Annotated in this window: 10 protein-coding genes; all 10 read left to right on the top strand. The window is 61.5% G+C overall.

The features are described 5' to 3' along the window. Nucleotides 1-15 precede the first annotated feature (15 nt). Nucleotides 16-1,935, top strand: coding sequence for an asparagine synthase (glutamine-hydrolyzing) (gene asnB, locus RO009_22225; protein MDT3687754.1), 1,920 nt, complete (start codon nucleotides 16-18; stop codon nucleotides 1,933-1,935). 44 nt (nucleotides 1,936-1,979) lie between these two features. Continuing rightward, nucleotides 1,980-3,149, top strand: a complete 1,170-nt coding sequence (locus tag RO009_22220; protein MDT3687753.1) for a glycosyltransferase family 4 protein — start codon at nucleotides 1,980-1,982, stop codon at nucleotides 3,147-3,149. 78 nt (nucleotides 3,150-3,227) lie between these two features. Further along, nucleotides 3,228-4,511: a nucleotide sugar dehydrogenase gene (locus RO009_22215; protein MDT3687752.1), complete on the top strand. Its 1,284-nt coding sequence runs from the start codon at nucleotides 3,228-3,230 to the stop codon at nucleotides 4,509-4,511. Between the two features lie 12 nt (nucleotides 4,512-4,523). Next, nucleotides 4,524-5,543 (top strand): NAD-dependent epimerase, encoded by a 1,020-nt coding sequence (locus RO009_22210; GenBank protein ID MDT3687751.1) that lies wholly within the window; start codon nucleotides 4,524-4,526, stop codon nucleotides 5,541-5,543. 31 nt (nucleotides 5,544-5,574) lie between these two features. Further along, on the top strand, nucleotides 5,575-6,888 hold the full coding sequence (locus RO009_22205; GenBank protein ID MDT3687750.1) for a UDP-glucose/GDP-mannose dehydrogenase family protein: 1,314 nt from the start codon (nucleotides 5,575-5,577) through the stop codon (nucleotides 6,886-6,888). Nucleotides 6,889-6,897: 9 nt separating this feature from the next. Continuing rightward, a complete protein-coding gene (locus tag RO009_22200; GenBank protein MDT3687749.1) occupies nucleotides 6,898-8,316 on the top strand; it encodes a mannose-1-phosphate guanylyltransferase/mannose-6-phosphate isomerase in 1,419 nt (472 codons plus the stop codon). A gap of 108 nt (nucleotides 8,317-8,424) precedes the next feature. Next, a complete protein-coding gene (locus tag RO009_22195; GenBank protein ID MDT3687748.1) occupies nucleotides 8,425-9,177 on the top strand; it encodes a transaldolase family protein in 753 nt (250 codons plus the stop codon). A gap of 148 nt (nucleotides 9,178-9,325) precedes the next feature. Beyond that, nucleotides 9,326-10,321, top strand: a complete 996-nt coding sequence (locus RO009_22190) for a Gfo/Idh/MocA family oxidoreductase (GenBank protein MDT3687747.1) — start codon at nucleotides 9,326-9,328, stop codon at nucleotides 10,319-10,321. Between the two features lie 27 nt (nucleotides 10,322-10,348). Next, nucleotides 10,349-11,503, top strand: a complete 1,155-nt coding sequence (locus RO009_22185; GenBank protein ID MDT3687746.1) for a DegT/DnrJ/EryC1/StrS aminotransferase family protein — start codon at nucleotides 10,349-10,351, stop codon at nucleotides 11,501-11,503. 146 nt (nucleotides 11,504-11,649) lie between these two features. Further along, entirely contained in the window at nucleotides 11,650-13,176 is a 1,527-nt protein-coding gene (murJ, locus tag RO009_22180) for a murein biosynthesis integral membrane protein MurJ (protein ID MDT3687745.1), read from the top strand. The last annotated feature ends 11 nt before the right edge of the window (nucleotides 13,177-13,187 follow it).

The following is a 13,187-nucleotide window of genomic DNA, read 5'->3' as shown; positions in this document are numbered from 1 at the left end:
AAAGGTAGGTCGCACGTGTGTGGCATAGCCGGCCTTTGGCGTTTCGGCGGCGAGAGCGACACCGCGCTGCAGACGCAGATAGATGCCATGACGGGTTCCATTGCCTATCGTGGGCCGGATGGCGACGGGCACTGGATCGATCCTGAGCTTGGCGTGGCGCTTGGCCACCGGCGCCTTGCTATCATCGATCTCACCCCCACGGGCCACCAGCCGATGGTCAGCGCCAACGGGCGTATGGTCATCACCTACAACGGGGAGCTCTACAATGCTGCGGAGATCGCCGCCGAGCTGGCGACGCCGCTCCGCGGCACGTCAGACACCGAGGTGCTGCTCGAGGCCGTCTGCCGGTTCGGCATTGACGGGGCACTTTCGCGCGCGAACGGCCTCTTCGCCTTTGCAATATTCGATCGGACAACCCGAACTTTGCATCTTGCGCGCGACCGGCTCGGCATCAAGCCGCTCTATTGGACACGCCAGAACGGGTGCTTCGCGTTCGCATCGGAGCTCAAGGCTCTGCGGACGCTGAAAGATCTCTCCTTCACGATCGACCCCGCATCCGTCGGGGCTTATCTCCGCCATGCCTGCGTTCCGGCGCCGCGATCGATCTTTTGTGACGTGGAAAAGCTCCGCCCGGCTGAACGACTTGAGGTCTCAAGGAATGATCTAAAGAAGCATATCTACTGGAACCTGCCGGACATTGCGAGGCGCGGCCAGGCCAATCCGGTGTTGGGGTCCGACGCGGAGGTCGTCGAGGAGCTCGACAATCTGCTGTCGGATTCGGTCAAGCGTCAGATGGTATCCGATGTCCCGCTTGGGGCATTCCTGTCGGGCGGGGTGGATTCGACTGCTGTTGTTGCGATCATGCGCAAGTCATCGAACGCACCCGTCCGGACTTTCACGATTGGCTTTTCCGAACAGAATTTCAATGAGGCCGACCACGCTCGTGCGGTCGCGCAATATCTTGGAACCGAACACACCGAACTCATCCTGTCACCGGGCGATGCGCTGGCGCTCGTTCCGCAATTGCCTTCGATTTACGATGAGCCGTTTGCCGATTCATCGCAGCTGCCAACCTATTTGGTCTCACGCTTGGCGCGCCAGCATGTCACGGTCGCACTGTCCGGGGACGGCGGCGACGAGGCGTTTGGCGGATACGTGCGCTATCAAGGTGTAGATCGTCTGTGGCAGATGCTGCGGCCGATCCCACATTCTGCTCGTCGATTTATCGGACAAGCTGCGAATTTTATCTCGCCGGCGGTGTGGGATATGATCGCGCCTCTGGTCCCGAGGAATATCCGGCCCAGCCATTTCGGCGACAAGGTCGTCAAGGGGATTGGACTGATCGCGGCAAAGGATCCGCTCGAAATGTACGGGCGCCTTATCTCGCAATGGTCGGATCCAGCGGCCGTTCTGCGTGAAGGAAAGGAAAGCGCCGGATGGCTCGATGGCGCCGCGAGCCGGGTAGCGGGGCTCGAATTGACGGCCCAATTGCGGTTGCTCGACATGATGGGCTATCTGCCGGACGATGTCCTCACAAAAGTTGATCGCGCATCCATGGCCGTGAGCCTTGAGGTTCGCGTGCCGCTGCTCGACCATCGCGTGGTCGAATATGCGTGGCGTCTGCGGACGGACAGGTTGATCAGAGCGGGGAAGGGCAAGCAGCCTTTGCGCGGCGTGGTCGCGCGGTACTTGCCCGAGCATTTGATAAATCGTCCGAAGATGGGATTTGGCGTTCCGATCGGCGAATGGCTGCGCGGGCCCTTGCGCGAATGGGCTGAGGATCTGCTATCGCAGGAAGAACTTGCGAGGGCCGGTTTGTTCGATCCCGCTGCCGTGCGCGACCGGCTTGACGAACATTTGAAAGGCCGTCGCAATTGGCAGCACGCCCTCTGGACGGTCCTGCAGTTCCAGGCTTGGCGCCGTGCGAATGCTTGAGCGGCTGGCGCCGGGCGTAGTCATGTGCGACGTAAGTTGCGAATTTGAGAATTGTCGAGCAGATCGTTCCGGTGCCTGTTTCATCTAAGCCCAGGCTGCTCTATCTCGTGACGGAGGATTGGTATTTCCTGTCCCATCGCCTGCCGATGGCTTGCGCGGCCCAGCGGGCAGGATATGAGGTGCATGTCGCAACGCGCGTTGTCGGCCGAGGTACTGAAATCGAATCATACGGATTTCGATTGCATCCACTACGATGGGAGCGCGGCAGTGCTAACCCGGTTGCCTTGCTGTCCATCATCGGTCAGGTGCGCGCGCTCTATCGCCGGATCAATCCGGACCTTGTTCACCATGTTGCCTTGCAGCCTTCTTTGATCGGGTCGCTGGCGGCCATTGGCCTGCCCTTCAGAAGGGTGAATGCGCTTGCAGGGCTTGGTTTCGGTTTCACCTCGGCCGATTTCAAGGCGCGCATGCTGCGTCCCATTCTCAGAATGCTTCTGCGCCTGGCGATACGAAACAAATATGCTGCGACGCTCGTGCAGAACCCGGACGACCGTCGTGCAATTGAAGCCTTGGGTGGAGACAGGAGCCGTTTGTTTCTCATTCCCGGCTCCGGTGTGGATACAAACGCATTCACCCCCCGTCCCGAAGCGCCGGGTCAGATCACGGTTGCATTCGTTGGGCGGCTTTTGGCAGACAAGGGTGTTCACAGCCTGATCGCGGCTCATCAATTGCTGGCGAGCCGTGGCCAGAATATTCAGCTCATTATTGCCGGTGATCGCGACCCCGCCAATCCTGCGTCCATCCCCGCAGATGAGGTCGAGCAGTGGAGAAGATTGCCGGGCGTAGAGCTGCCAGGGCATGTTTCAGACATTCAAGATGTCTGGAATAGGGCGCATATCGCCGTCCTGCCCTCGCGCCGGGAAGGTCTGCCGAAGAGTCTCCTGGAAGCCGCGTCGTGCGGCCGTCCAATTGTTGCAACGGACGTGCCCGGCTCACGGGAAATCGCCCGCAAGGATGTCAACGCCATCTTGGTGGCGCCTGACGATGTGGAGGGCTTGGCAGATGCGATTAGTCGGCTCGCTGGTGATCCCGCCTTGCGGAAGCGCTTCGGCGAGGCTGGCCGGCGGCTTGTGGAGGCCGAATTCTCCAGTGAGAAGATTGGCTGGGAGACCGTCGCGCTTTATGACCAATTGCTCGGACGTTCGCCTTCTTAAGCATGCCAAACATAGCTGTTGCCGCTCGATAGCCCGGTAGCTAAACAGGCATCCGGCTCACGGACGGGGATAATTCGCGTGTCGCATGGTCGTAAAATAGCGGTTATCGGACTTGGCTATGTAGGCTTGCCGGTGGCAGTTGCGTTTGCTCGCGCAGGCGTGCCTGTGATCGGGTTCGATGTCGATGGTGTTCGCATCGGGGAGCTCCGCCGCCGCCATGACCGAACCCGGGAGGTTGAGGCAGCGGACCTTTCGCTACCTGGGTTGGCCTATGAAAGCGACCCCGCGAAACTTGCCGGCTCCGACTTTTATATTGTGACGGTGCCGACCCCGATCGACGAAGCAAACCGTCCTGATCTCGGCGCTATGCTCGCTGCTTCGCGCACCGTCGCTGCGGTGCTTAAGCGTGGCGATATCGTTGTCTATGAATCGACGGTCTATCCGGGCGCCGTGGAAGAAGACTGCCTTCCGGTCCTTGAGAAAACATCTGGCCTGAAAGCGGGTGCAGACTTCAAAGTCGGCTATTCGCCCGAGCGGATCAACCCCGGTGATACGGTGCATCGGTTCGAGACGATTACGAAAGTCGTGTCAGGACAAGATGCAGAGACTCTCGAGATCGTGGCGAACGTCTATGGCTCGGTTGTCAAGGCGGGGATTCATCGCGCGCCCTCGATCAAGGTCGCGGAAGCCGCCAAGGTCATCGAGAATACCCAGCGCGACCTCAACATCGCTTTCATGAATGAGCTGTCCGCCATTTTTCAGCAGCTTGACATCGATACCAGCGACGTGTTGGCGGCCGCAGCGACCAAATGGAATTTTCAGAATTTCCGCCCGGGGCTGGTTGGCGGTCACTGCATCGGCGTTGACCCCTATTACCTGACCTATCGTGCCGAGAAGGCGGGTTATCACCCGCAGGTGATCCTCGCCGGCCGCCGGATCAATGACAATGTCGGCCAGCGTGTGGCACATGAATGCGTGCGGCGCCTGGTGAAACGAAACAAGGCGAAGGCAACGGTGACCGTCCTGGGTCTTACATTCAAGGAAAATGTCCCCGATACACGCAATTCCAAGGTGATCGACATCGTTCGCGAACTGCAATCCTTCGGGCTCGATGTGCAGGTGCATGATCCGATGGCGTTGCCGGCGCAAGCCGAGCATGAATACGGAGTCAAGCTGTTCAAGTTCGAGGAAATGCGCCCCGCCGATGCCGTTATCATTGCCGTTTCGCATGAGGAGTATGTCAAGGCTGGCTGGAGCTTGATAGGGCGTCTTCTCAATAATGGGCAAGGCGTGGTGCTGGACGTTAAAGGCATGTTGGATCGTTCATCGCAGCCTTCCGGCGTCGAACTCTGGCGTTTGTAAGATTTTGATTACATGACCGAACCCACTCTCGTTACAGGCGCAGCCGGATTTATCGGCTTCCACGTTGCCCGACGTCTTTTGGAGCAGGGCCGGGGGGTCGTTGGCCTCGACAGCATGAATGCCTATTACGATCCTGCTTTGAAGCAAGCGCGCCTGGCCGAGCTCTCAAAGCTTGGCGCCTTCGAATTCGTGAAGCTTGATTTGGCGGATCGTGAAGCCGTGGCCGCGCTTTTCAAAGCGCATCGCTTTGCCAAGGTCGTGCATCTCGCTGCACAGGCCGGCGTCCGCTATTCACTTATCAATCCGCATGCCTACGTTGATGCTAACTTACAGGGCTTCATCAATGTTCTTGAAGGTTGCCGGCACAACGGTTGCAGGCATCTTCTTTTCGCCTCATCGTCCTCGGTGTACGGGGCCAACACCAGGCTGCCATTCCGCACATCGGACAATGTCGATCATCCGATCAGCCTTTATGCGGCGAGCAAGAAAGCCAATGAGCTGATGGCGCATTCCTACGCGCATTTATTTGCGTTGCCGACGACCGGGCTGCGCTTCTTTACTGTCTACGGTCCGTGGGGCCGGCCTGATATGGCGATGTGGATTTTTGCTTCGGCGATTCTGGAAAGTCGCCCAATCCAGCTGTTCAACCATGGCAACATGCGGCGCGACTTCACTTACGTAGATGACGTGGTCGAAGCTATTGTGCGTCTGGTGGACAAGCCGGCGGCGGCCGATCCCGCGTGGTCGGGAGACAATCCCAACCCTGCACGCAGTGCAGCACCCTGGCGCATTTACAATATCGGCAACAATGCGCCCGTTGAGCTGATGAAGGTCGTGCGGCTGCTCGAGGAAAATCTTGGCCGCAAGGCGATATTTGAACTTCTGCCGATGCAGCCGGGTGACGTGCCGGAAACCTACGCGGATGTGGATGACCTGATGCGCGACGTCGGGTTCCGTCCGGCGACCTCAATCGAGGATGGGATCCGCCGGTTCGCATCCTGGTACCGGGAGTATGCCGGACGTCAGGCGTAATGCTTTCGATTTCCCGACGGGTGGATGATTGATGCATGTTGCAATGATAGGGGCGGGTTATGTCGGCTTGGTCTCCGGCGCCTGCTTTGCCGATTTCGGCCATCAGGTGACGTGCATCGACGCCGATCCGAAAAAGATTGCAGCGCTCCGCCGCGGGGACATCCCAATTTACGAGCCAGAACTGGATGATCTCGTCGCGCGCAACTTGTCCGCCGGGCGCCTCTCATTCACCGCTGACCTTTCGGAGCTCCAGCAAAACCCCGACGTGATACTGCTCGCGGTTGGAACGCCGTCTCGTCGCGGCGATGGACATGCGGACCTGAGCTATGTGTATGAAGCTGCCCGCCAGATCGCGCCGGTTCTGCACGGCTTTACGGTTGTCGTCACCAAGTCGACGGTCCCTGTCGGGACGGGAGACGAGATCGAGCGCATTCTTCGCGAATTGCGCCCTGATGCCGATTTCGCTGTTGTCTCCAATCCGGAATTCTTGCGGGAGGGCGCGGCCATCCGTGATTTCAAGCATCCCGACCGCATTGTCATCGGAACCGATGACGAGCGCGCGCGCAAGGTGATGTCGGAGCTTTATAGGCCGCTTTATCTGAACGCTTCGCCGATTTTCTTTACCAGCCGCCGCAACGCCGAGCTCATCAAATATGCTGCCAACGCGTTTCTTGCCGTCAAAATCTCCTTCATCAACGAGATCGCCGACCTCTGTGAGCAGGCGGGGGCCGACGTCCGGCAGATCGCGCGCGGCATCGGCATGGACAATCGCATCGGCTCCAAATTTTTACATGCCGGCCCTGGATTTGGCGGGTCTTGCTTTCCCAAGGACCTGCAGGCGTTGATCAAGACGGGGCATGACCACGGAGTGCCGCTGCGTATTGTGGAGGCGGCCGCGGCCGTGAACGACATCCGCAAGCGCGCCATGGCGCGCAAGGTCAGCGCAGCGCTGGAGGGCTCGGTCCGCGGGCGAAGGATCGCCATCCTGGGATTGACCTTCAAGCCCAATACCGATGACATGCGCGAGGCGCCGTCGATTTCCCTGATCAGAGCCCTTCAGGACATGGGCGCCGACATCAGGGCTTACGATCCCGCCGGCGGGCATCAGGCCAAGGATCTGCTGGAGAATGTGACTTTCTGCGACAATGAATATTCCTGTGCCGAGAATGCGGATGTCGTGGTGATTGTGACGGAGTGGGAGCAGTTTCGCGCGCTTGACCTGGGCAGGCTGAAGTCGGTGTTGAGGCAGCCTCTTCTGGTCGATTTGCGCAATATTTATCCGGCCGATGAGGTTTCGAGGCAGGGATTGAAGTATATTGGCGTCGGTCGGGGCGATGCCTCCTGAATGTCGGCGATGAGTATGCGTGACCCCATCATCCCCCTCATCATGTGCGGCGGCGCCGGCACGCGGCTGTGGCCGTCCTCGCGCGAGGGGCGTCCCAAGCAGTTCCTGCCGCTGCTCGGGCTGACATCGACCTTTCAGGAGACGATGAAGCGTCTTTCCGATCCGGCCGTCTTCGGCCGGCCGATCGTGATCACCAACAACCAATATCGCTTCATCGTCGCCGAACAGCTCGCCGAGATCGGCGTCGAGGCTGACATTCTGCTCGAGCCCACACGGCGCGATTCCGGCCCGGCCATCGCCGCGGGCGCCGCTTTCGCGCGCAAGCGGGACGGCGACCCGGTCATGATGGCGCTTGCCGCCGATCATATCGTCTCTGACGCTTCCGCCTTCGTTGCCGCCTGCCGGACTGCTGCGCAGTCCGCGGCGGCGGGATATATTGTCACCTTCGGCGCCCGCCCTGATCGTCCGGCGACCGAATATGGCTATATCCGTCCTGGCTCTGCCATTGCCGAGGATGTTTTTGCCGTCGAGACCTTCGTTGAGAAGCCTGATCTGACAACCGCCGAGACTTACATCGGGCAAGGCTATCTTTGGAATTCCGGCAATTTCGTCTTTCGCGCTTCAATGCTGCTCGACGAATATCGCAATGTCGATGCCGAATCCGTCGCCGCCGTTGAGACCGCGGTGCGCGAGGCCGGCTCCGATCTTGGCTTCGTCACGCTGAACACCGCCGCCTTCAGCGGCGCCAAGGCCACCTCCATTGACTATGCGGTGATGGAAAAAACGAAACGTGCCGCCGTGGTGCCGGTCTCCTATGGCTGGTCGGATGTCGGCTCCTGGCACGCGGTCTGGGAACTGTCGCAGAAAGATGCGCTCGGCAATGCGTCGCAGGGCCCGGCGGTCTTCGTCGACAGCCGCAACTCATACGTCTCCTCCGAAAAACCGCTGGTCGCGCTGTTCGGGGCGGAGAATCTCGTGGTCGTCGCCAGCGAGGACGCGGTGCTCATCGCCAATAGCGAACACACCGCCGAGATGAAGAAGCTCGTGCAAAAGCTGAAGGAAGTCGCGCCGAGCGTCACCGTCGACCATATCCGCATGCACCGGCCCTGGGGCAATTATCAGTCGCTCGACATTGGCGGCCGCTACCAGGTCAAGCGCATTGTGGTGAAGAAGGGTGGGCGGCTCTCGCTGCAATATCACAACCACCGCGCCGAGCATTGGGTGGTGGTGCGTGGCACCGCCAGGGTCACCATCGGCGATCAGGTCAAGACGCTGCACGAGAACGAGTCGATCTATATCCCGATCGGCACGCCGCACCGGCTGGAAAATCCCGGCAAGATTGACCTCGAACTGATCGAGGTACAGACCGGCAGCTATCTTGGCGAGGATGACATCATCCGCATCGAGGATGACTATCGCCGGTCCTAGCATCGGTGAGAACCGCTTGGTTCCGCCTTCATTCAGACCTAAACTCCCGCTTGAACCGTCCGGAATATCCGCGGGCTGCGGCAACATAAGACGATGGAACTAAGGACCATGGCGATCACGCTCGACACCCTGAAGGTCAAACTTTTCACCGACGGCGCCGACAAGGCGCAGATCGTCGAGATGGCGAAGAATAAATGGATCGCCGGCTTCACCACCAATCCCTCGCTGCTGAAAAAGGCGGGCGTGAAGGACTATGAGGCCTATGCGCGCGAGGTGGTGGCCGCGGTGCCCGACCGGCATATTTCCTTTGAAGTGTTCTCCGACGACATCCCGGAGATGGTGGCGCAGGCGCGGGTGATCACCACCTGGGGCCCCAACGTCTTCGTGAAATTGCCGGTCATGACCACCCGCAAGGAGCCCTTGTTCGATGCGGTCCGTTCGCTGTCGCAGGACGGGGTGAAGATCAACCTCACGGCGATCTTCACCGCCGACGATGCCCATCGCGGGGTGGAGGCACTCTCGGGCGGGGCGCAGGCTTGCGTGTCGGTTTTCGCCGGCCGGCTCGCCGATCTTGGCATCGACTATCAGCCGCTGGTCACCGACACCGTCACCCGCGCCCGCAAGACCGCCAATGTCGAGGTGATCTGGGCCTCGACGCGCGAGGTCTACAACGTGGTCGAGGCCGATCGGATGGGCTGCCATATCATCACCGCCCCCGCCGATGTGCTCAAGAAGCTCCCGGCCCTCGGGACCAAGACCGGGGCCGACCTTACCCTCGATGCGGTGAAGGCGTTCCGGGAGGACGCTCTGGCGGCCGGGCTGACCCTCGATCTGCCGGGGGCCGTGCGGGCCGCGGAATAGGCTGGAGCCGTTCCAGCCTGCGGGCTACCGCTGTAACGCTTTGAATGAAAACGTGTCCGGACCGTATTCCGGACACGTCGCCACCATCCATTAGCCATGCTAGGGAACGGCGGGGTTCCTGGCCGGGGTATCGGGGGTAGTTTTACTTATGACTTCACAGCCTAAAGGCGGCCCGGGGCGGCCGCTGCGCGTCGGCGTCATCGGCGTCGGCATCATGGGGGCAAACCACGCCCGGGTCTTCGCGGGTCTGCCGGACGTGCAGCTCGTGGCGGTGGCCGATCCCGTCCAGGCGCAGCGCGATCTCGTCACGCGCGTGCTCGGCACGCCGGCGGTCGAGAGCGCCGACGAATTGCTTGGCCTCGACATCGACGCCGTCACCATCGCGGCACCCACGCATCTGCACCACCAGATGGCGCTGAAATGCATCGCCCGCGGCCTGCATGTGCTGGTGGAAAAGCCGATTGCCTCCAATGTCGACGAGGGTCGGGAAATCATCACCGCCGCACGCAAGGCCGGCGTCACGCTGATGGTCGGCCATGTCGAGCGCTTCAATCCCGCCGTCAAGGCGATCAAGGATGCGCTCACCAAAGAGGAAATTCTCTCCGTCGCCATCACCCGCGTCGGTCCGTTCCCGCCGCGCATGTCGAATGTCGGCGTGGTGATCGATCTCGCCGTGCACGACATCGATCTCATTCAGTATTTCACCGATTCCGACATCGTCGACGTGCAGCCGCAGGTCTCGAGCGCGGTCGCCGAGCGCGAGGATATCGCGCTGCTGCAATTCCGCACCGCCTCCGGCGTGCTCGCGCATATCAACACCAACTGGCTGACGCCGTTCAAGGCGCGCACCGTCCATGTTGCGACCCGCAAGAAATATCTGATCGGCGATCTGCTCACCCGGCAGGTGACGGAATGCTTCGGTTTTCAGCCCGACGGCAGCTATTCGATGCGCCATCTCTCGGTCGGCCACGACGAGCCGTTGCGCGCGGAATTGATGGGATTCGTGAAAGCCGTGCGTGAAGGCAAAACCCCGCCGGTGACCGGCGAGCAGGGCGTCACCAGTCTTGGCATCGCCATGCGCTGCCTCGAAGGCCGCCAGCAATCGAATGTCGTGCCGCAGCGGACGCTCCGCGCCGCCGGCTGATAGCTTTCAAATATCAATGTGAGACCGATGAATCAGCACGCCCGCATCGACCCACAACCGATTCCCTTCATCGATGTCGGCGCCCAGCGCCGCCGGCTTGGCAATTCCATCGATACCGCCGTCGGCCGCGTCCTCTCGCACTGTCAGTTCCTGATGGGGCCGGAAGTTCTGGAATTCGAAAAGCGCCTTGCAGCATTCTGCGGCGCCAGGCATGCGGTCTCCTGCGCCAGCGGCACCGACGCGCTGGTGATGGTTTTGCTCGCCAAGGGCTTTGGCCCGGGCGACGCCGTGTTCTGCCCGGCCTTCACCTTCTGCGCGACGGCGGAATCCGCTGCCTTGCTTGGCGCGACGCCGGTCTTTGTCGACGTGCATGCCGATACCTTCAACATGGATGCGGCGAGCCTGAAGAAGGCGATTGCAACGGCGAAGGCGAAGGGGCTGAAGCCAAAGGCGGTGATCCCGGTCGACCTCTTCGGGCTGCCGGCGGATCACGACGCCATCGCCGAGATCGCCAAAGCCGAAAATCTCTTCATCCTTGATGACGCCGCGCAGGGCTTCGGCGGACTTTACAAAGGCCGCAAGATCGGAACGCTCGGACATGCGACGGCGACGAGCTTCTTCCCGGCCAAGCCGCTGGGATGCTACGGCGATGGCGGCGCGGTGCTGACCGACGACGACGAATTGCTGGCACTTCTCAAGAGCGTGCGCGTGCATGGCGGTGGCGTGGACAAGTACGACAATGTCCGCATCGGCCTGACCGCGCGCCTCGACACCATTCAGGCCGCGGTGCTGATTGAGAAGCTGAAGATTTTCCCGGACGAGATCGAGGCCCGCAACCGGATCGCGGCCCGCTATTCGAAGGCGCTCGCCGAGATCGCCATCGTGCCGATGGTGCCGAAGGATTATCTGTCGGTCTGGGCACAATACACCCTGCGCCTGAAGCCCGGCCAGCGCGATGGCTTTACCAAGGCACTGGCGGCGGAAGGTGTCCCGACGGCCTGCTATTATCCCAAACCCCTGCATCGCCAGACCGCCTATAGCCATTATCCGGTGGCGGAGGGCGGCCTGCCGGTGACCGACAAATTGGCGGAGGAGGTCATCAGCCTGCCGATGCATGCCTATCTCGACGAGACGACCCAGGATCGGGTGATCGCGGCCGTGCACCGCGCGCTGGGGAAATAAATCGCTGGCCGAATTTGCCCCATGAGCCGTCATGCCCGCGCTTGTCGCGGGCATCCACGTTTCTGGGGCTGTGTGAAAAAGACATGGCCGGGACAAGACCAGCCAAGACAAAGTAACGTGCGGATCGCTTTGCAGCGGGTTCAACAGTGATCGGACGCATTTTCACCGTCGGCGGCTTCACGCTCCTGTCGCGCATCACCGGCTTTGCCCGCGATGTGATGCTGGCGGCTGTGCTCGGCGCCGGCCCGGTGGCCGATGCCTTCTTTGTCGCGCTGCGCCTGCCCAATCACTTCCGCGCCATTTTCGCCGAAGGCGCGTTCAACGCCGCCTTCGTGCCCGCCTATGCGCGGATCCGCGAGCAAAGCGGGACCGACAAGGCGCGTTTGTTCGCCGATCAGATCTTTACCATGCTGTTTGCGGTGCAGGTCGTGCTGCTGGCGGTTGCGCTGATCTTCATGCCGCAGGTGGTCTCGCTCCTCGCGCCTGGCTTCAACGACGATCCCACGCGCTATGCGCTCGCGGTCGAACTCACCCGCATCACCTTTCCCTATCTGCTCCTGATCACGATGGTGACGCTCTATGGCGGCATCCTCAACGCCATTCATCGTTTTGCTGCGGCCGCCGCTGCCCCCATCCTGCTCAATCTATCGATGATCGTGGCGCTGGCCTGCGCGACATTCTTTCCGACGGCCGGGCACGCCGCCGCCTGGGGCGTTCTCATTGCCGGTGTCCTTGAAGTATTGTTGCTGATTGGCGACGCCGGACGCGCGAATGTGCTGGCCTGGTTCCGGCGGCCGCGTCTCGACGAAGACATCAAGAAATTTTTTCGCGCGCTCGGCCCGGCCACGGTCGGCTCGGCCGGCGTGCAGCTTGCCTTGTTCGCCGATACCGTGATCGCCAGTTTCCTCGCGGCCGGTGCGGTGTCCGCGCTCTATTACGCGGACCGCCTCAATCAATTGCCGATCGGCGTGATCGGCATTGCGGTCGGCACGGTGCTGTTGCCGGAAATGGCGCGCCGGATTGCGGCCGGCGACGAGGCGGGGGCACGGCATGCGCAAAACCGCGCCATCGAATTCACGCTGCTCTTGTCCATCCCCTGCCTCGTGGCATTCCTGATCGTGCCCGATCTGATCATGCGGGCGTTGTTCCAGCGCGGCGCCTTTACCGGGGCGGACGCGTCGGCAGCCGCCGCGACGCTCTCCGCCTATGCGCTGGGGCTTTTCCCGTTCGTGCTGATCCGTAGCCTGACCGCGACCTTCTTCGCGCGCGGCGACACCGCGACCCCGGTCAAGGCTTCGCTCACCGCGGCCGCCGTCAATATCGCCTTCAAGATCGCGCTGATGGGGCCGCTCGCCCAGGTCGGCCTTGCGCTCGCCACTGCGATCGGAGCCTGGGTCAATCTCCTGCTCATCATGTGGCTCGCGGCGCGCGAAAATCTGATCGGCTGGGATGCGCGGTTGCGGCGGTCGCTGGTCCGGCTGGCGCTCGCTGGCGGCATCCTGGCCGTGTGCCTCATTCTGGCGGTCAGGCCGGTCGCCGGCCTGTTTGCCGCCATGCCGGCCTTCCGGGATGAGACGACGCTCGCCGTGCTGGCCGCGGGGTCGGCGGCGATCTATGCCCTGGCAATCCTGCCCCTGCTGGGGCGGCAATGGCTGGCCGGGTTCCGGCATTAGCCATCGGGAAG

Origin of the sequence: Pseudorhodoplanes sp. (genome assembly GCA_032027085.1) — a bacterium.
Classification (GTDB): domain Bacteria; phylum Pseudomonadota; class Alphaproteobacteria; order Rhizobiales; family Xanthobacteraceae; genus Pseudorhodoplanes.
Note: the sequence above shows the minus strand (reverse complement) of the source record. Positions and strands in the feature narration are given on the sequence as shown.

Bases quoted from the DNA above. Each gene is read 5' to 3' on its own strand.
- RO009_22210 (MDT3687751.1), top strand. From the start codon at position 4,524: ATGACCGAACCCACTCTCGTTACAGGCGCAGCCGGATTTATCGGCTTC.
- RO009_22205 (MDT3687750.1), top strand. From the start codon at position 5,575: ATGCATGTTGCAATGATAGGGGCGGGTTATGTCGGCTTGGTCTCCGGC.
- RO009_22200 (MDT3687749.1), top strand. From the start codon at position 6,898: ATGAGTATGCGTGACCCCATCATCCCCCTCATCATGTGCGGCGGCGCC.
- RO009_22195 (MDT3687748.1), top strand. From the start codon at position 8,425: ATGGCGATCACGCTCGACACCCTGAAGGTCAAACTTTTCACCGACGGC.
- RO009_22190 (MDT3687747.1), top strand. From the start codon at position 9,326: ATGACTTCACAGCCTAAAGGCGGCCCGGGGCGGCCGCTGCGCGTCGGC.
- RO009_22185 (MDT3687746.1), top strand. From the start codon at position 10,349: ATGAATCAGCACGCCCGCATCGACCCACAACCGATTCCCTTCATCGAT.